Source organism: Mesorhizobium sp. RCAM 05104 (genome assembly GCF_059683645.1).
The window spans coordinates 1,968,772-1,987,726 of sequence record NZ_CM185033.1 but is presented as its reverse complement, the minus strand read 5'-3'; the positions used below and the strand labels follow the sequence as shown (position 1 = coordinate 1,987,726).

Here is an 18,955-nt window from a genome sequence, read left to right as displayed (position 1 = left end):
GAATGCCCGCCTACGAAGTCATTGCGGCCGCGCTGCGCAAGGCGATTGAAGACAAGAGCCTTTCGGAAGGCGCAGTCCTGCTGGAAGGGCCGATTGCGGCAATCTTCGATTCGAGCCGCGCGCCGGTGAAACAGGCCCTGGCGAGGCTCGAAGCGGAGGGGGCGGTGCGCCGCTTCGAGGGGCGCGGGGTTTTGGCGGGCCGTAGCGGTGAACCTCTCCGGGTCAAGATCACGCCAAGGATGCTGGGGTTGGAAGAGGAGTCCGGTGCGAACCCAAAAACCTTTGCCTGGCAGAGTTTCTATTATGATTTCGAGAGAACGATCATTCTGAGGGCGGTTTTCGGAGCGGCCCGCATCAATGAATTGGCCCTCGCCCGGCATTACAGGGTGGGGCGCACGGTAGCCGGGGATATCCTTAATCATGCGGCGAAGACCGGCATCGTCACAAATGATGAAAAGTCGCGCTGGTGGATCAATCCGCTGGACGAAGCTCGATTTCATGACCTCTATGAGCTGCGTATGCTGCTGGAGCCTGCCGCACTGAAAAGCGCAATGGGGCGCGTCCCGCAAGACGTTCTCGGAATGATGCACGATCGGCTTATCAAGACGATAGGCAACTTTCCCGAAATCGAACCGGCCGAGCTCGACTCCCTTGAGGAGGATCTTCACATCGACTTGCTCCGATACAGCGCGAACACTGAAGTACTCGAGGCTCTTAAGCGGACGCGGTGCGTGCTTGTCGCTGGTAAGCACATTCAGCGCGCAGTTCGAGGCGCGATGCCGATCGATGCCTTCATGGGGGAGCATTTGGAGATCATGGACGCAACCGCCGCGGGCAAAGCCAAGATGGCTGAAAAGGCTCTTGTAGAGCATCTTCTGACCTCGAGTCGCAAAGCGAAAGAACGCTTGCAAGCCTACCTCGATATCTGCGTTGTCTCAGAAATCTCCTATGTCCTGGACTAATCGCGGCAATCGAGTCGAATCGGCGAGCACATAGATTGCATTGGAACCGCCAATGTTGAGCTCAAGATTTAACGCTGTACGGCAATGGTTGCGCCATCAGGGTAAAATTCATGCGATTGCTGTCCGTTGGAGTGACAAGCACGGCATTAACCAGGCAACATACCTCTTTCTGTCCTATGCTCGCCGCTCTTCCGGTAGACGCCGACGGATCGCGCTTTGCGTTGCTGATGAAATCAGAAATTTGAATCGATTTGACATTTATTATCACTAGCGGCTTATGAGATCGCGATGTTCTTCTCTAGGCCAGATCAACCCCTTCAAAGCTGCATGAAGTCAGCCATGAGTTGCAGCTGACAGTTCAGCATATGCATACCGAGATGCACTTTGCATCCCACGCTTCCTGCGGCTGCCAGCAGCGGGGTCACCTCCGGTTCCATGATGACCTCGGCCACGACCATGTCCGGTCGAAGTAGAGTCACATCGAGCGGCAGAGCATCACTCGGTTTCATGCCCAAGGTCGTCCCATTGATGACTACGTCATGGCCGCTGGGATCCGCGGTGCCGAGCGCGACCGCGACGTCAGGATACGCGACGGACAGTCGTTCCTTGAGGTCAAGGATCTTTTCGATGCTTCGATTGGCGAGCGTGATACGGGTCGCTTCCGCTTCCGCTGCCGCGAAAGCGATGGCGCTCGCCGCACCTCCGGCTCCGGCAAGGTAGATCGATCTGCCGGCAACAGGTATTCCCTGGCTCCGCAGGCCCTCGACGAATCCGACGCCGTCCAGTTGGCCGCCGACCAGGCGGCCGTCCGCCTCCCTGCGAAGAACATTGGCCGCCCCAACGGCTTTCGCATGCGGCGTAAGTTCATCACAAAATGCGAGAATCGCCTGCTTGTGCGGGACGGTCACAATTGCCCCGTCGAAACTTCTCAGTTTTCGCAAACTAGCGATGAGGGCAGGCAGGTCCTCAGGTGTGATGTTCATCGGGATCATCACAGCGTCTCGGCCTCGTTCACGCGCGATTCGATTGATTTCAGGGGGAGCTTTCACATGCTCCGTCGGATGAGCAAGAATACCCAACACCCGCGTTCGACCGGTTATCTCGAAAATCTGTGGCGCCTGGTTGTGAGGCACTACGGCTACCTTAGTCGGCATCACTATAGTTTCCCTGGAATTGGCGTAGCGGGAAGGGTCAGCAGCCCCCCACTCAAGTGGCGAAGCGGCTCCCGAAAAAGAGGAACATCAACTCACTGGATCGGTTCTGTTTCTTTCTCATTGTCTTGATGTAACCTGTAATCAAAACCGCCCCTCTCGCTGGGACTCTCGAGGCTTCTGCCGCGTCTCTATTTCCCACGGAAACTGGCGACAGCTTGCGCGATTGGGGCGATCGCCCCCGTGCCACCGGTCCCAACCTTGAAATTGTTAGGCGGGAATACGAATATTGCGCCGGGTGTGGGCGACTTGCCAAGGTTGGTAAGTTTTTCGGTCGCATACATGCTACAGCCGAGTGCGGCCCAATGCGGCGTATTGTCATGCATCGCGCCGATGCCACGACCGTTTACCCCAATGTGCCGCACCCTTTTTGTATAGAAACTCAATCGCCTCCGCGGCAGGCGCTGGGGGAGATCGCTCGTAGCCAATGCCTTCCAGCAGCGGCTTGTAGAACTCGTCCGACCAATCAGCACGAAAGAGCATAGTCTCCCCCGGAGCCATTTGTTGACCTTCAGGCGGCGAACAGGGCATGTCCGGTCCCGGCAACCATCGAAGATCAACTATCTTCGTCCTTGGAGCAGGCGCCAAAGTTGGTCATATTTCTTCGTGATCCCTTGCCACGCCTTGCAAGGAATCATGTCTTCGGCGCTTGAAGTTGTCAAGAGTTTCCGAAGAGAAAATCCCGTAAACTCTCATTCCGGGGTAGGGTCGTCTTTGTCAGTCGCATTGAGGCGCTGCTTCAGTATCTCCCGGAGAGTCTGGGCCAAGTTTGGGGTCGCACTCGAACACATGACAAGCAGCCGGGTGGGCTTGCCGCCGGTGGCGATATACGCGTGTCCCATGGTGCTGTCGAAGTAGGCACCGTCGCCTGCTTCCAGCACAGTCTCTTCGTAGAGTGACGTGTACAGGGTAACGGCCCCCTCGAGAACGTAGACGAACTCCTCGCCGACATGATTCCAAAGTCCGTCGATACGTTCCAGCGAGTCGGCCTTTACGTCGATGACCATAGGGATAATGCGCTTATGTGCGATATCGGTACAAAGATACACATACTTGTAGTTATTATCTTGCATCACCAGACCCTCGTGCTGACGACTGATGCTGCGACGCCCCATCAAATGCTTGGGCTCCTGGCCGTTGGAACTAGGGGCCAAGAGGTCACCGATCTCGATGTCAAGACCAGCGCAAAGCTGAATAATCGTTTGATAGGATGGTGAAATTAGATCGTTCTCTATTTTCGACAGGGTCGATTTGGAGATACCCGTCTTCTCAGCGACGTCGGCCAAAGTCCAGCCATGGTAGCCCCGACGTTCTCGAAGAACTTGACCGATCATTGGGGGCGCTCGCCTAGCGGAGCTGCTCATTCCGGTGGTCTTTCGTTCGTCATCCATTCCACGCTCACCTATCGTTCGCCCGTGGCCCGCCGACCTCATCGCCAAGCCGTACAATTCTTGATATGACGTTTCATACATGAAATTGAAGGAAACATCAAAGCCATGTGGCGGGAGCTCTTACGCAGTACACGCGTAAGAGCCCGTTGCCTGAGCTATGCAGCGTAGCGCGGATGCCGCCGAAGCAGAAGTCATCCGACCTCAAACTCTGAAGGGAGTACGATTGGAGCGCGATTGGTCACGCGACGGGAATCTCCAATGCGCAAAGAAAAGCAGCCGGTTGGTGTGCCCTCTGCCAATCCCGCTGCTGGCAACTTTCGCGATCAAAATAGCAGTCTGAACCAGTGCCGCCCGCTACGGGCAAGTCACTTTGCTGATCGTACGTATAGGCTAGCCAAAAAGTGCTGGGCCTTGTTGGGAATGTTGGATCGCAAAAGATCCCGTCAATAGGGAATGGTCTCGCCTAGGTAGTTGCAATACAGGAAGCTTGGCTCCTCGCGATCGGACAAGATCAGCGACATCAGACCACGAACGGATGTGTCGACGTCTATGTCCGCATCCTCGCCCCCCATCTCGGTCCGCACCCAGCCCGGATGAACGACCGTGACGATCAGGTTGGGGTGGCGAATGGACAGGCTCCGGGCAGCCGACGTCAATGCGGACTTGCTGGATCGATAGAGCCAATGGTCTCCAATCTCATTAAGGCTCACTGATCCCATTCTAGATCCAAGCATCGTTACTCCGCGTACCGATCGGCTATGCTCGCGCAACACATCCTCCACAAACGCAACGGGTGAGATGGCGTTTGTAAAAAAGAGGTTGGAAACCTGGTCGCGATCGAGAGTCTCATCAATGTCTTTCGGCATAACCCCTGCAGAAATCACAACGTGCTCTAGTGCAGCCAAGCGCTTATCGGCAACGAGGTTCATACGAGAAGTCTTGTCATTTATGTCCAGCGGCAGCCAAACATTGATTTTGTTGTTCCTGTCGCCATTGCGGCTTGTGGCAATTACTTCATGGCCGCAAAAGGAAAGAGCCCTCGCGAGACCCAGTCCGATGCCACGGGAAGCGCCTGCTACCAGGATTTTCCTGGGGGAATCATTGCCCATATCGATTCTCCAATACCGCTGTGCTTAGTTAAGCCCTGCTGTTAGGTCACCTTGATTGTCAAAAAGCCCGAGCTGCAACGGAAGGACCCCCGACGTCCGCTCTCGTGTCCCGTTTCCGAGCCAGCCGCACAGAGCGCGTGGCGTCGATATTGACATTGCCAAAATCGTCGAAAACTACACCGTAGACGCTCGTGGCCTGTTCCTGGGAAACGTACCCTTCTCTAAGATCGCCAACCACCGACGCTTCTGTGCGTTCGGCGGGATCGCCATAACCACCGCCGCCGGACGAGACCGAGAGGATGCTTTCGCCCTTGGCGAGCCAGACACCCGTGCAAGCCGGTTGCACCTCAAGGCTGCCATCGGCAGTGCGCTTCAAAACCGTGGCTGCCCCGCCGTCATGACCGCCGCGGACGCCCTTGGCAACGTTGGTCATGCCGTCTGCATTGTAGAACACCCGCATTGGCGCATCGTGGGCTGGGCCGAACTCGACCCTGATGGAAGGCGCTCCGCGGAACGTCCCGGCACCGCCGGTATCTGGCAATATGCGTCGCTCGAAAATCCGCATCGGATATGAAAGTTCGTCCACTTCGATCGCGTCGTGGCGGCACATGCCGGCATTTCCGGCATGGATGAGCGTCAGCCATCCGTCCTGATGCGGTGTCGCCGGTCCGCCGGAGATTCCGAGGTGGACCTGGTTGACGTAGGCCTCGCCGTCAAGTCGCGAGTCGCGGCCTGAAATTACACCGCCGGCAGCTGGATAGATCGGTCCTGCCTCTGCCATGCCGTAGCCTGCTGCGATTGTCGCGAGCGCGCTCTGAGTGGCGCTTACCACACGGTCAGCGAGGTTCGTCGTGGCGACCGAACAGCTGAACGGATGGATTGGAATACCGACAGCACAGTTCTCGCGAAGAGCGATCTCGATGCGGCGGAAGGATCCGAAGTTGGAGGGAATAGTGTGGTCGCCTAGCGCGTTAAAGACACCGAGCAGTGCTCCGCTGCGAGCCGTGGCCTCCGTCAGGTTGAGGCCGCAGGGCAGACAGTCGGGGTTATCGCGCAGATCGATGGCTATGCGGGCATTCTGTGCATCGACCGTGACGTGAGCCTTGACCGGAATACCGTCAGGGGCACCGGGGAAGGGGTCATGACTGCTGATTGTCGTCGCGCTGCCGTTTGGCAGGCGGCGGATGGCCGCGTCGATGCGGCGCTCCGAATAGTCGAACCAGTTCTCCACATGACGAGCCAGACGATCCCAGCCGACATCCCGGCCGAGGGCGAGCAATTCGCGCTCGCCGATCCGCACGGCCCCGAGCGTCGCGAGATAGTCGCCCCACCAGATATCGGGCACGCGAATGCGTGCGCGGCACATGCGGATGATGTCACCAATGTCCTTGTAGGCGCGCTGTACCTGCACCGCAGGAAAGATCAAGGCACCTTCTTCGTAGAGGTCTACCGCGTCGCCGATATAGGTGGTGGGCTTCGAGTTGCCGCAATCTGCCTGATGGGCCTTAGCGAGCACGCTGTAATGATGCACGCCGTCGTCGTCGATGACGGGTACGAAAAGGCAATGGTCGGCGGCGTGCGAGTTGCCGTGGTACGGCGAGTTGTGAAGGAATGCGTCGCCGCGTTCCATGCCGGGATGCATCGAAGCAATGTAGCGGGCCATCTCGTCTGGCCCGGACATCACATGCGAGGGTAGGCTGACCGCGCCCGCAACCAACCGGCAGTCCGCGGTGAGCACGACGCACGAAAAGTCATGGCCGCTGTTGAGAACTCCCGAACGGGCCGTTCGGAATAGCGTATTAGCCATCTTGCGGGCGATGCTGTCGATGCGGCTCGCCAAGATCGCCATTTCAATTCCGCCGTCAGAAACGGACCCGCTCATGGAACTCTCCTCAGAATTGAACGACGAGGCCGCCGCCGGCGGTCCGAGTAACGACGGCGCCGGAATCAATCACGACGGTGGTGAACGGCGATTCGATCACGGCCGGACCGGTGAGGGCGTGGCCACTGGGCATCTCACCAACTTTTCGAACAGGCACGTCGGTCCAACCCTTTCCGGAGAGATATACCGGCCGCCGCGTCTCTTCCATTGATGGGGTCGTAGCCACCTCGGCCCTGCTCTCAGTTTCCTTCAGCACGCATCGCACGAATGCACGCCAGGCGATGATTTCAATTCCCGACGCGTCGTCGCTGATCTGGAAGAGGGTCTTGTGCTCGGTGTGGAAGCCTTGCACGAGCTCCGCGACGGAGATCGGGTCGTCGAAATTCTCATTGTTGACAGGAATTTCGATCTCCCAGACCTGCTTGGGATAACGCGCTTCCACGGCGATTTCGATTGAGCTGCGCAGCGAACCTTCGCCGTATTCGGCGATGAAGGCCTCGCATTTCGCCCGAAGGCTACGGACCACCTTCTTTGCTGTCAACGAATCGAAGCGAGCGCTCGTCATGTAGGCGACTTCCGTGAACTCGCCATAGAGATCCGACATCAGGGCGCCCACGGCGCTCAGCGTCGCACCGCTTTCAGGAACTATCACTGATCGACAGTTCAGCCGGCGCCCGACCGAGACAGCGTTCAGGCCTCCGGCCCCACCACCACCGATAAGGGTCGCCACCGTTGTGTCGATGCCTTGGTTTACGGCGATTTCCTCAATGGCGCCGACCATCTTCTCAGTCGTCAGAGCCATGACCGCCAGTGCGGCTTCCTCCACGCTGACCCCTAGGCGTGAAGAGACATGGCTCTTGAGAGCCGCTCGCGCAGCGGGAACGTCGAGCGGCATCGTGCCGCCGAGAAAATATGCAGGATCGATGTAACCCAGGATCGCGGCGCAGTCGGTGACCGTGGGCAGCGTTCCGCCCTGGCCGTAGCAGACCGGCCCCGGCATCGCAGTCGCGCTCTGAGGACCGACGTGCAGCAGGTTGCCCTCGTCTACCCAGGCGATGGAGCCGCCACCTGCTCCAACGCTCGTCACGTCCACCGACGGGAAGCCGGTGAGATGCCCTTGAAATGGCTGTCCAATCCAGCTCTCCTTGGTCCTCGGGATCCGTCCGTCGCGCACCACGGACACGTCATAGCTGGTGCCTCCGGTATCCGCTACGATCGCGACGTTGCTGTGGAAGTCGCGCATGGCATAGTGCCGGCCCGCGACCGGCGCCATGGCAGGGCCGGAGTTTAGAGCTTGGATCGGTGCCGCCGCCACCGCCTGTGCGTCCATCACCCCGCCCTGTGAGGTGACCATCAGAAGTCGACCCTTGAACCCCACTGCGACCAGCCGATCGCTCAGCGTCTGAAGATAATGGTTCATCGTCGGCTTCAGGGACGCGTCGATGCAGGCCGCAGAAGCACGCCGGTACTCGCGCAACGTCGGATTTAGTTCGTGCGAGAGGGTGAACGGAATGCCGGGGAGAGTGTCTCGGATCAGCGCGCCAACGCGTCTTTCATGGGCAGAATTTGCGATCGACCACAGGAGGCAGACACCGATCGCCTCGACACCATCGTTGCGCATTCGGTGAAGGGTGGCGACGAGCGCCGCCTCGTCGAGCGGCTCCACGATCCTGCCGCTCGCGTCGATCCGCTCGGCGACCTCGTAAGTGAGGGAGCGCGGAATGTAGGGATCGGGGAAAGGAAGGGAGTAGTTGAAGGGATCCGCCCGCCCGCCCTCACGGATAACCAGGACGTCAGGGTGCCCCCTGGTTGTCAGGAATGCTGTGCGCGCGACATTGCCCGTCAGCACGGCATTCAGCGAGCGGGTAGTGGCGTGAAGGAAGGTATCTACCTTGCAAAGGAACGCGGCTGTCTCCGTTCCGAAATGTTTCGCTGCTAGGTCGATTGCATTCAAGATGCCCCGCACGGGATCATCGGGAGTCGTGAGGCTCTTGAACATCAGTATCTCGGAGCCGATCTCCACGGCGAGGTCCGTAAAAGTGCCGCCAGTGTCGCACGACAAACGCATGGAACCGCTTGTTCCGTTTCTATGGGTCATTTCAGAACCTCTTGGACGAGCCCACCACCGTGATCGACCTCATCTGTCGCCAATGCTGAACCAGCAAGGGAGCGTCGACCGATCGAAACGCGCGTCGCACTATCCCTCGGACGTGCTTGTCAGGGAGATTTGGGGCCCAGCAGACCAACTGCCTTTACCTATTTTTCACAAAAGAAACATAGTTGCAAGAGGGAAAATTTTGTCACGGAGGCCGACTTCGGCGATTGCTATCGCCGTAGCCGGTTGAGGATGTAGCTCCCTCCCTACATGAGTTGGATATTGCTTTAGTTCGCGAATTTATCTTTTGCAGCGTAGGGCCGTGCGTGCAACTCGGCGGATCTTTCGGACACGCAATCGCGCATAGAGCACTTAGATCACGCAACAAGCAGGCGAATTCCGCAACAAAAATTCGGAGTTGACATTATGTTTCCAATGTGAAACTGTGTTTCCACGTTCCGTTATCGGGCGATGAGAGGGAGCGATTTTTTCAATAGTAGCGCAGCGCCCCGGGGCCTGCTGGTTCGAACCTTGGGCGTCAGCTTGTCCGATTTTGCGGCCGACGACGCTGTTGGCTGAAATCACTCATAAGAGGGAACATGACTGACAATAAGGAGAAATTAGCCGGAGCGCTTAGACTTCTTACAACAAGCGCTCGTGTCTTTTCTTGGTTCCCCTCTGGGCAAAGATGATCGAGCGCAGTCTTTAGCGTTGGGCGCACAGCACTACCTGTCCTCCCCGGCTAGTACTTTGCGACCGCCGCCAATGGATGCTTGTGTCCGTTGGCGGCAAAAAACTGTAGTCACCGAAATGTCTGGTGAGGCGTGACGAATGATGATGACAGGCTCCATGACGCAAACAAATAACATAGTTTCGAAGGGTATGATGGGGTGCATTAAGAAAAGTCGCCCTCGAGATGAGGGAAGTGGCAATTGAGAGGTTAGCCTGCCCTGAAATCGAACTTTCATTTAGAGGCGGTCCGAACCTTGGGCGTTAGGCCGTGGAGCGCGGATCTTGCAACTGGCGAAGACGCGGAACTACAAGCGCAGCGTCACCGTCGGAAGATACGCATGCCGCGTCACCCGCTCAAACCGTCCGAACGGAAAAACGCCGAATACATCCGCTCGGTGCTGCGGGAACTCATGCTGCTGACCCGCAACTCAAATCAAAGATTGCTAAGTTATTTTCTGGAGATGCCCTACATCGAGGTTAGCGACATCCTTCGAGACGATCGCGCATTTCAGAATGAAATTGGCAGCGCGAGGGAGCATCCATAGAAGGCAGAGAAAACACCAAGGGGGGTCTCGTCGGGGTACCACTTCCAGCGACGGCATGCTTGACCGATTGAAGCGTTTCGATGGCAAAGTAGAGAATACAAACTACGCGGCGGCGGCAGTCGAACGACCGACACTGATATTGGCTCGCCCCGTTGATCACGGTCGGGCCGCCAAGTCGACTGATGGTGGCTACAAGCAGTCTGGTATGGCGCGAGATGGCTGTGTTTGAGGTCGGGGAATATCTCGAAACCAAGGTATGTCCGGCTTCCCCGAGACTGGGTGGTCCTGCGGCGCGAGCGGCCGCGCAAACATCTCTAGTTTGTGGCCTCTACGTTCGGCAGTACCACCACAGAGGCCGGGAAGCGCCTTTCTCGCGAAAGCCCTCTTGGAACCTTTCACAAAGCCATCATTTGGTTCGGCCGGGTAACCATTCGGCCAGGGCCGTGGTGACCTGATTTCGGGCGACGGTTTTCTGCAGTTGGTTTCGTCGGTGCGTGGCTCCGAGCCCTGCGCTCATCGACGATATGCCGAAGGTTGTCGATGCCGTCTTCGGTGAAGACGACGATAGGTTTGCTTAGAGCGTCGGGCATTCTGACTGAATTGAAGGGATGCCATAATGTATCGACGACATGCTGTGAGAAAAGATAGATTTTAATTTCACATAGGGGGAAGTTGTTTGTCTACAGAGCGATACTGCGGCTTGGGACTTCCACTGCCATTCCCCATTCTTGATTGCTAAAACGGATGACCGATATGGTTGCCGGAGAACCGAATGACGTGCGATTGAAAAATGTCGGCGGCCAATGGATTGTCCAGGTCGTCGAAAATGGTAAAGTAAGTCGGCATTCATTCAACGCGCAAGCCGTTGCCGAGAACTACGCCGAATTGCAGCGAATTAGGCTCGGCCTGCCCGGAAAGCCACCACTTTGGGAGGAGAACCCGGTGGATGAGCGCTCTAAGCGCGAAATACCAGACTTCATCCTCAACGATGTTCTCGACCTCGCCGAGTACTCTGATCGCGGGATTGTCACTACCCTAGTCGATACACACGGAGTTCGCCTTCGTCTCCACCTCACAGCCGCGACCTCAGAATTGCTTTGCGAGCGAATTGCCTACGCGTTGGAGCGCCGGTACGGCGAATAGCGACCTAAGGCCAGACTGTCGCGTGGATCGACAATATCCGTGCAGGCGGACTGCCCTTAGCAGAATGTGAGCTCCTATTTAGCAGAACATCCTCTGGGTCCACCACGGTCGTATGAGCCATGCGATAGGTTTACTCAAACCGCGACGATCGGTGAATGTCGGGGTCGCGCGTTCCCGCAGCCCAGTCTTGGCGGAAAACCTCAGCAAACTCAGCGAGTTGCTGGAGTTTCGCTCTTTTGGCGCCGGAGTTGCCGTGCAGTTTGCCGACGACTGTTTCTCGCATTCGTCTGTTATCCTAGCCGTCGTTGTTGGCACTCTCGCCTGCAACCGGACGCACGGCTCATTCCGACGACGAGCGCACCGCCGCTAAGACCCGCACCGGCCGCCAGCGGAATCTCCTCGCCTGGCTGAAGCGGCTCCATCTGGTGAACTAGCGACAGGGACAGCGGGATCGTCGCGACGGAAGAGTTGCCGTAGTCGGCGATCATCTTTGACGATTGCTTGATCTGCTATGCCGAGGTTCCTGCCGAACGCATCAAAAAATGCGGGCATTGGCCTAGTGCGGCACGAACCGATCGATGTCCTGCGGCTGCAACTGGGCCGCGGCGAGTGCGTCCTTTGAACACGCTGTCATCGTGTCCACGGCCTTCGTGCGACAGTTTCAGGATTGTGTCGAAATTGGGCGAGACATGCCCGTTCTCGACCTTCGACAGAGTCGACATTGCGATGCCGGTCATCGAACTCACGTCCGAGAGCGTCCACCCATGATAGGCTCGGCGTTCTCGCAACAGCTTGCCAAGGTTCCTGCCTTTGTCATTCATGTCTTTCCATTGTTCCAATGGCCGGGCCGCCTTTCCTGCCTATGGTCATTTCTGCTCCATACTCGTGCGCAGCGACATTGCGCCAAGCGCCGCAAACAACAACGTGACGCATAGCACAACGGACACGAGCGCGTTGATCTCCGGGGTGAATCCGGTACGCATCATCGCCCAGAGGCGCATCGGAAGGGTTGTTTCCCCGCCAACGAGGAAGAAGGTTACCAAGGTTTCGTCGAATGACAATGCAAACGCGAGCAGCGAGCTTGTAACCAAGGCGGATCTAAGTTGCGGAAACACTACGTACAAGAAGGTTTCAAGATTATTTGCGCCGAGGTCGAGTGACGCTTCTATCTGCGAACTCTCAAGGGAATCCAAGCGTATCATTATCATCCGATAGATAACGGCCAATATTATAACCACGTGACCGGCCGTTACTGTGACCAGGCTGCGATCGACGTCGATCGCGCGGAAGGCTGTTAGCAGCGAGATACCAGTGATGATCGCCGGCAGCACGAAGGGTAGAAAGATCACGAATTCGACATAGGTCTGTCCCCTGCGGACACCCGTCTTCATATAGTAGGCGAGGCCCAGAGAGATTGTGGTCGAGACAATCACGGCAATCGCGCCGACAAGCAGCGAATTCGAGAGCGCCGCCATTAGCTGGGCATTGCCGGCAAACTTGCCATACCATTCCAGGCTGGGATTGGCCCAATCGATCCGATGATCCTTGACGCCAAAGAAGGAGAGGAGAATGACGATGAGGGCCGGCGCATAGAGCACAAAAAAAGTGAGGGCGCTTATTAGCCAGAGTCCGGCAATGGTGATCCGCTCCAGTCGGGTCATTTGATCCTCCCCGATCTCGCTATCAGCGATGCGAGACCAATCAAAACGACGACGGTCACAAGAAGGATGACGGCCAATGCCGCGCCGAATGGCCAGTTGTAAGCCATGCCAAACTGGCTCCAGATGGCGCGGCCAAAGGTGAAGCCGTCGCTGCCGCCGACCATCTGCGGCGTCAAGTAGTCACCGACGGAGATGACCATGACGAACAGCGCGCCGGCAATGGAGCCCGGCAGGCTGAGCGGCAGGACGACGGTTAAGAATATCTGTGCCGGCTTGGCTCCTAGGTCGGCTGCGGCGCTGATCAAAGATTGTGGGATGCGTTCGAGCGCAAGGAAAATAGGCAATATGCCGAAGGGCAGGTAGATGACAGTCATGGCAATCATCACTGCGGTCTGGTTGAATATTAGCAGCTTGCTGGGTTGCGCGATGACGCCCAGCGACAGCAATATTGAATTCAGAAATCCGTTGTAGCCCAGTATGCTGCGAACCGCGTAAATCTTAACGACATAATTCATCACCAGGGGGAGTGCGCTCAGGAGCAGAAGGAGGTAGCGTTGCGAGCCTTCGAGCCGCCAGATCACGTATGAGATGATGTAGCCGAACAGCAATGCCACGGTTGCCACGACGAGCGCCAGTTTTAGCGTGCCGAGGAAGACAAAAAGGTAGCTGCCGCTTTCAAAGAAGGCCGCGTAGTTCGCCAGGGTCAGGCGGCCGGTGACCTTGCCATTGTCCTGTTCTAGGACGCTGTAGCCCAGGAAGCAGAGCAATGGCAGCAGTATGATCACGGTCGGCAGGCCATACACTAGCGTCCGAGCCAGGGTTACACCAAGCGGCGGACGCTTTCTCCAGCTATCAAAAGCCGGAGTTTCGCCCGTGATCCCGGTTGTCGCCATCATTCATCCCCTCGGCAAGAAGCTGACATCGGCCTCCGCCCAACGCAGGGCCACGTCGTGGCCGGGACGCAATCTCGATGACCAGCCCGCCGTGGGAATGCGCACCTTTATTCGATGGTCGCCTGGCAAGGACAGCGACAACTGCGTGGTCGCGCCGAGGAAAGTGACATTCTCCAACCTGGCTTTGGAGACGCGCTGGCCGGGACCGGGGTCGGCGCCTTCCTCGTGCAGGCCAAAGCTCTCCGGTCGGATAGCGGCGAGGATGTCACGATCACTCGTCGAGGCGGCATGGACACCAAGCGGGGTCTCAACTACCGACACGCCGCTGTCCGTCTTTGGGCACGCGGGGAGCAGATTGTTTTCGCCGAAAAATTTGGCCACGAATTCGGTCTTCGGCTTGTAATAGATTTCCTGAGGCGTGCCGACCTGGATGAGCTTGCCATGGTCCATGACCGCGATGCGATCCGACATGGAGATCGCCTCCTCCTGGTCATGGGTGATGAAGACGAAGGTCGTTTTGATGCGCCGCTGTAAATTCTTCAGGAATTCCTGCATTGAGCGCCTGAGCTCCGCGTCGAGTGCCGCCAGGGGTTCGTCCAGCAGGATCACCTGCGGTTCACAAACGATGGCGCGGGCCAGTGCCACGCGTTGCCGCTGCCCACCCGACAGTTCGGAGGGATAGCGGCCCGCTTTGTCGGTGAGATTGACTGTATCCAGCACCGCCTTGACCCGACGGTCGATCTCTGCTCGCGGCATGCGTCGGATACGTAGGCCATAGCCGACGTTCTTCGCCACCGTCATATGGGGAAACAGTGCGTAGTCCTGGAAGACGGTGTTGAAGGGTCGTTTGAAGATCGGGACTTTGGCGATGTCCGTGCCGCGCAGAAGAATGCGCCCGCTCGTTGGCGGTGTGAAGCCGCCAACTATGCGCAGGATGGTTGTCTTACCGGATCCGGAAGGACCCAGGATGGTGAGAAACTCACCATCCCGGATATTCAGATTGACTGGTTTAAGTGCATTGAAGCTGCGAAAGGATTTGGTCACGTCGACCAAGCGGAGGACGTCGGAATGTCCCATTTCGTCTTCGTCGCCGCGGGCACTGGCCTGGACTGACATCACGGAACCGGTGTTGCCTTGATCTCGTTCCAGACCGCGATCCGTCGTGAGAAATCCTCCGGCGCCTGCAGAAAGACCAGCTTGTCCGAATAGGTAAGGCCAATCTTCGTATTGGCGTCCGCGTTTGTCGTGTTGCCGTACCCGGTTTTCTCGCTGATATAGGTTCCGACCTCTTTCTGCAGCATGGCATCGATCCAGGCGTGAGCGAGGTCGACATCCCGCGCGCCTTTGCTGATGGTCCAGCAATCGATCCAGCCGATCGCTCCCTCCTTTGGGATCGTCAGGGCGGCGTTCACACCTTGCTTCTCCAACATCGGCAGCTGCGGCTCACCCATGGACATCATCAGGTCGATGCCACCCTGTGCAAAGATGCTCACGCCATCGTCGAAGCCGGCGTAGTAGCTGGTAACGTTCGCCTTCTGGGCGAGCAGCTTTGCTTTGATAGCATCAAAGTCCGCATCGGTTAGGTTGAACGGATCCTTGACTTTGAGAACCAATGCCGTCGTCACGATCGCGTTGTTGGCATCGTCCATGACGATGATCTTGCCGCGATAGCTCGGATCCCACAGGACGTCCCAGCTGTCGGGCGCGGTCTTGAACGTATCGGCGTTGTAGATCAGAGGAATTGAGCCCCACGCAAATGGGGCTGCATAGGTCTTGCCGTCGAAAATGATTGCCGGCACCGCCTTGAAGGCCGGCACTAGGTTCTGCGCCGCGGGCAACTTGGAAAAATCGAGCGGCTGGATCAGTCGTTCTTGCGTAAGGCGCTTGTACGACGAGGTCTCAATCGCGACCACGTCGAAATCGGCTCCGTCGGACGCCGTCATCTTCGCAAAGATCTCATCAACGCTGCCGGTATAGCTGACGCTGACCGTCGCGCCTGTCTTCGCTTCAAAGGCCTTAACCCATTGATCGTCGGCGTAGCCTTCCCAGGTCAAAAGGCGCAGATTCTTGTCTGCGGCCTGGGTTGGACGAATGATGGCGGGCGTTGCGAGTGTGGCCACCGCCATACCGAGAAATTCGCGTCTTTTCATTGCGATCCCCTTCTTTGTACCGATGTCTCGTTCTCTAACTCTTGAAGCCGCTCGCGTTGCCGCAAAGCGCTGACGTAAATCCAATGCGTCTCGGCGCCCTTCGCCGAAGGGCGATGCCTTGCCAAGTCCCCATCTCTCCGTATTGTTTCGGGTTTCACGGAATACAAATTTTTTGTGGAACGCAAGAGATTTTTCTTTGAAGAAAATTATTCACAGACTAAGAAAGTGGCTCGAACTTAAAGCGGCGCGAGGACGGGACGATCTCATGATAGCAGGATACGAGAAGCGGCGAGTCGGCCGCACCGAGCTGTCGGCCACTGCGCTCGGGCTCGGAACAACGGCGATCGGCGGCCTCTACAACGCCACAAGTGAGCAGGCCGCGCACGAGACGATGGATGCGGCGTGGGAGCTTGGAGTCCGCTTCTTCGACACTGCCCCTCAATACGGGAACGGCATGGCTGAGCAACGGCTCGGCGCTTTCCTTAAAACCAAGCCGCGTGACAATTACGTGCTCTGCACCAAGGTGGGCCGTCTGCTGCGGCTGCCCGACGAGCCAGAGGATGAGGACCAGTACTACAAGGCGACCCCGCCGCTGCGGCCAGTGTTCGATTTTAGCTATGACGGAGTCATGACCTCTGTCGAGGACAGCCTGAGGCGCCTCGGGCTCGACCGCATCGACGTGCTGCACATTCACGATCCGGACAGCCACTATCGGCAAGCGCTCGACGGTGCGTACAAGGCGCTCGACAAGCTCCGGGCCGAGGGCAGAATCGGTGCGGTTGGTGCGGGTATGAACCAGGCCGAGATGCTGACGGAATTCGCCCGCAACGGCAATTTCGATTGTTTCCTGCTGGCTGGTCGTTACACGCTTCTGGAGCAAGGTGCGATCGCAGAATTCCTCCCCACCTGCGTTAAGAAGAACATCTCCGTGATCATCGGTGGCGTCTACAACAGCGGCTTGCTCGCCAATCCCAGCGCAGGGGCCAAATACAACTACGAGGATGCCGACAGGTCGTTGATCGACCGGGCACTGGAGCTGGAAAAAGTCTGCCTCGAGCACGGCGTACCGCTCAAGGCCGCGGCGATCCAGTTCCCCTTGGCGCATCCGGCCGTCGCAAGCGTCCTGACTGGCGTCCGTAGCCGCGCGGAAATGCTTGAAAACGATGAGCTCTTTCGGCGGCCTATTCCCGCGTCGCTATGGGAGGACCTGCGGGGCAGGGGCCTCATCCGTGCCGAGGCGCCGACCGCATGATCATCGATGCCCATCAGCATTTCTGGAAATTGTCGACCGGCGACTATCCCTGGATGGCAGGCGATGCCATGCGGCCCCTGCGGTCGGACTTCGGTCCTGACGATCTGAAGCCGCTGATGGATGAAGCCGGCGTCGACAAGACGATCGTCGTCCAGTGCCGGCACGACGCCGAGGAGACCGGTGACCTGTTGGCCATTGCCGATACGCAGGATTTTATTGCCGGCGTGGTCGGCTGGGTCGATCTTCTGGCCGACGATGTCGCCGGCCAGATCGAGCATCTGCAAGCCATCCCCGGCGGCAGTCGTCTTGTCGGCATCCGTCACATTGCTCATGACGAGCCAGATGCCGGCTGGTTGAACAGCCTCGCGGTAAGGCGGGGGGTGGAGGCGGTGGTCCGAGCCGGGCTGACATACGACTTGCTGTCGCGTACGCGTGAGTTGCCATCGGCAATCGACTTGGCAAAGGCCCATCCTCAGGGTCGTTTCGTGCTCGACCATATTGCCAAGCCTCCGATTGCGAGCGGTTCGATGGTTGCGTGGCAGCGTCTCTTTGAAGAGATCGCGGCCCTGCCTAATGTGTGGTGCAAGATTTCGGGCATGGTCACCGAAGCCGACTGGCTGACCTGGAAGCTGGAGGATTTCGACCATTACATGCAAATCGCGCTCGATCTCTTTGGCGCCGATCGCCTCATCTTCGGCTCTGACTGGCCGGTCTGCACGCTTGCCGCCACGTATCGTGACGTGAGGGCAATTGCCATGCGGCTGTCGGATAGACACCCAGATATCGCCGCCCGCTTCTATCATCGCAACGCGGTGGCGGCATACAAACTCATACTCTAGACAGAGCAAGGTCCTCCATGAATACCGATTTCGACAATGGTGTGTGGCATAATGAGCCCAGGAACTGGAAGGCTGATCAGAATGGCCTGACGATGACAACTGATGCCAAGACGGACTTTTGGCGCGAGACGTACTACAGCTTTGCCCGCGACAATGGTCATTTTCTCGGCTTTGCCAGCGACGGTGGCTTCACCGCCAGCATGCGCATTCGTGGTGAGTTCCGCACGCTCTACGACCAGGCCGGTCTCATGGTGCGGATCGACGAGACGAAATGGATCAAGACTGGTGTCGAATTCACTGACGGCGAGCTCTTCTTGTCGACTGTCATTACCGACGGCAAGTCCGATTGGTCGGTCTCCCAGCCTTTCAAGGAGTTGAACGATTTCCGGATCCGCATCACCATCGACAAAGGCGCGGCCCGCATTCAGGCTTCCCGCGACGGCTCCTTTTGGCCGTTGCTGCGGCTTGCGCCGTTTCCGGTGGCGCCATCCTACCAAGTCGGCCCGACCGCCTGCACGCCAGAACGCGCGGGGCTTACGGTTCACTTTTCCGAATTGTCGATTGGGCCGGCTATTACGACCGACCTACATGACCTAACTTGAGGACCTCTCATGCTTATCGGTATCGATCCCATTCTCAACGCCGACATACTCTACGCGCTGCGCGCCATGGGCCATGGAGACGAGATCGCCATCGCTGATGGCAGCTTTCCGGCCCAAACCGTGGGTCAGCGGTTGATCCGCATGGAGGCGAGCGACTTGAAGCGGATGTTGACGGCGGTGCTTTCGGTGATGCCGGTGGATCGGGACGAGCCAGACCCTGTGCTCGGCATGGAGGTAATCGGCGAGTCCGACAAAATCGTCCCAGCACACGGGCTGGTGCAAAAGGCGCTCGATGACCTGCCGGGCGAGAAGCTCACGCTCAAACGTATTGAGCGTTTCGCATTTTACGAACGGGCCAAGCAGGCATTTGCGGTGATCGCGACAGGTGAAACTCTTTTTTACGGCAACGTCATTATTCGGAAGGGTACCGTCAACCTCGGGGGCAATTGAGACAACCGACCGGGATGGTTCCATCTCCAAGATCGCGC

The 18,955-nt window shown here is 57.9% G+C and carries 16 protein-coding genes and 2 pseudogenes; 7 read left to right on the top strand and 11 right to left on the bottom strand.

Features of this window, described 5'->3' with window-relative positions; all coding sequences use genetic code 11:
- The first annotated feature begins 2 nt into the window (after positions 1-2).
- The gene (locus AC56QP_RS09900) at positions 3-962 is read left to right on the top strand and encodes a GntR family transcriptional regulator (RefSeq protein WP_489859871.1); all 960 of its coding nucleotides are present in this window, start codon (positions 3-5) and stop codon (positions 960-962) included.
- A 317-nt stretch (positions 963-1,279) separates the two neighbouring features.
- Here AC56QP_RS09900 and AC56QP_RS09895 read toward each other — a convergent pair whose 3' ends face one another.
- From AC56QP_RS09895 to AC56QP_RS09875, 5 genes are all read right to left on the bottom strand, one after another.
- On the bottom strand, positions 1,280-2,116 hold the full coding sequence (locus tag AC56QP_RS09895; RefSeq protein ID WP_489859872.1) for a shikimate dehydrogenase family protein: 837 nt from the start codon (positions 2,114-2,116) through the stop codon (positions 1,280-1,282).
- Between the two features lie 749 nt (positions 2,117-2,865).
- A complete protein-coding gene (locus AC56QP_RS09890; RefSeq protein WP_489859873.1) occupies positions 2,866-3,507 on the bottom strand; it encodes a helix-turn-helix domain-containing protein in 642 nt (213 codons plus the stop codon).
- A 500-nt stretch (positions 3,508-4,007) separates the two neighbouring features.
- Positions 4,008-4,673, bottom strand: coding sequence for an SDR family NAD(P)-dependent oxidoreductase (locus AC56QP_RS09885; protein ID WP_497100581.1), 666 nt, complete (start codon positions 4,671-4,673; stop codon positions 4,008-4,010).
- Positions 4,674-4,731: 58 nt separating this feature from the next.
- On the bottom strand, positions 4,732-6,555 hold the full coding sequence (locus AC56QP_RS09880; protein ID WP_497100582.1) for a hydantoinase B/oxoprolinase family protein: 1,824 nt from the start codon (positions 6,553-6,555) through the stop codon (positions 4,732-4,734).
- Between the two features lie 10 nt (positions 6,556-6,565).
- The gene (locus tag AC56QP_RS09875; protein ID WP_497100583.1) at positions 6,566-8,653 is read right to left on the bottom strand and encodes a hydantoinase/oxoprolinase family protein; all 2,088 of its coding nucleotides are present in this window, start codon (positions 8,651-8,653) and stop codon (positions 6,566-6,568) included.
- 1,067 nt (positions 8,654-9,720) lie between these two features.
- On the opposite strand from AC56QP_RS09875, the gene AC56QP_RS09870 reads away from it, so the two are divergent.
- Complete coding sequence (locus AC56QP_RS09870; protein ID WP_489859877.1) at positions 9,721-9,927, top strand: hypothetical protein; 207 nt, start codon at positions 9,721-9,723, stop codon at positions 9,925-9,927.
- 744 nt (positions 9,928-10,671) lie between these two features.
- Positions 10,672-11,070, top strand: a complete 399-nt coding sequence (locus AC56QP_RS09865) for a hypothetical protein (RefSeq protein WP_489859878.1) — start codon at positions 10,672-10,674, stop codon at positions 11,068-11,070.
- 290 nt (positions 11,071-11,360) lie between these two features.
- Here AC56QP_RS09865 and AC56QP_RS09860 read toward each other — a convergent pair.
- From AC56QP_RS09860 to AC56QP_RS09835, 6 genes and pseudogenes are all read right to left on the bottom strand, one after another.
- A pseudogene (locus AC56QP_RS09860) lies at positions 11,361-11,719 on the bottom strand (3-oxoacyl-[acyl-carrier-protein] synthase III C-terminal domain-containing protein); the annotation flags it as partial.
- A gap of 64 nt (positions 11,720-11,783) precedes the next feature.
- Positions 11,784-11,891 (bottom strand): annotated as a pseudogene (locus AC56QP_RS09855) (RodZ family helix-turn-helix domain-containing protein); the annotation flags it as partial.
- Between the two features lie 45 nt (positions 11,892-11,936).
- Complete coding sequence (locus AC56QP_RS09850; protein WP_489859879.1) at positions 11,937-12,731, bottom strand: ABC transporter permease; 795 nt, start codon at positions 12,729-12,731, stop codon at positions 11,937-11,939.
- Positions 12,728-13,627 carry an ABC transporter permease gene (locus AC56QP_RS09845; RefSeq protein ID WP_497100584.1) on the bottom strand — a complete coding sequence of 300 codons (900 nt, stop codon included), beginning with the start codon at positions 13,625-13,627 and terminating at the stop codon, positions 12,728-12,730. Before AC56QP_RS09845 ends, AC56QP_RS09850 begins: the two co-directional genes overlap by 4 nt.
- On the bottom strand, positions 13,628-14,701 hold the full coding sequence (locus AC56QP_RS09840; protein WP_497100585.1) for an ABC transporter ATP-binding protein: 1,074 nt from the start codon (positions 14,699-14,701) through the stop codon (positions 13,628-13,630). It lies immediately after the preceding gene.
- Between the two features lie 38 nt (positions 14,702-14,739).
- Positions 14,740-15,774 carry an ABC transporter substrate-binding protein gene (locus AC56QP_RS09835; RefSeq protein ID WP_489859882.1) on the bottom strand — a complete coding sequence of 345 codons (1,035 nt, stop codon included), beginning with the start codon at positions 15,772-15,774 and terminating at the stop codon, positions 14,740-14,742.
- Between the two features lie 265 nt (positions 15,775-16,039).
- Between AC56QP_RS09835 and AC56QP_RS09830 the strand changes: the two genes are divergently transcribed.
- From AC56QP_RS09830 to AC56QP_RS09815, 4 genes are read left to right on the top strand one after another with little or no spacing between them, the layout of a single operon-like run.
- Positions 16,040-17,026, top strand: a complete 987-nt coding sequence (locus AC56QP_RS09830) for an aldo/keto reductase (protein ID WP_489859883.1) — start codon at positions 16,040-16,042, stop codon at positions 17,024-17,026.
- Positions 17,027-17,055: 29 nt separating this feature from the next.
- The gene (locus AC56QP_RS09825) at positions 17,056-17,865 is read left to right on the top strand and encodes an amidohydrolase family protein (RefSeq protein WP_489859884.1); all 810 of its coding nucleotides are present in this window, start codon (positions 17,056-17,058) and stop codon (positions 17,863-17,865) included.
- A gap of 17 nt (positions 17,866-17,882) precedes the next feature.
- Positions 17,883-18,467, top strand: a complete 585-nt coding sequence (locus AC56QP_RS09820) for a DUF1349 domain-containing protein (protein WP_489859885.1) — start codon at positions 17,883-17,885, stop codon at positions 18,465-18,467.
- 9 nt (positions 18,468-18,476) lie between these two features.
- Positions 18,477-18,917 carry an RbsD/FucU family protein gene (locus AC56QP_RS09815; protein ID WP_489859886.1) on the top strand — a complete coding sequence of 147 codons (441 nt, stop codon included), beginning with the start codon at positions 18,477-18,479 and terminating at the stop codon, positions 18,915-18,917.
- The last annotated feature ends 38 nt before the right edge of the window (positions 18,918-18,955 follow it).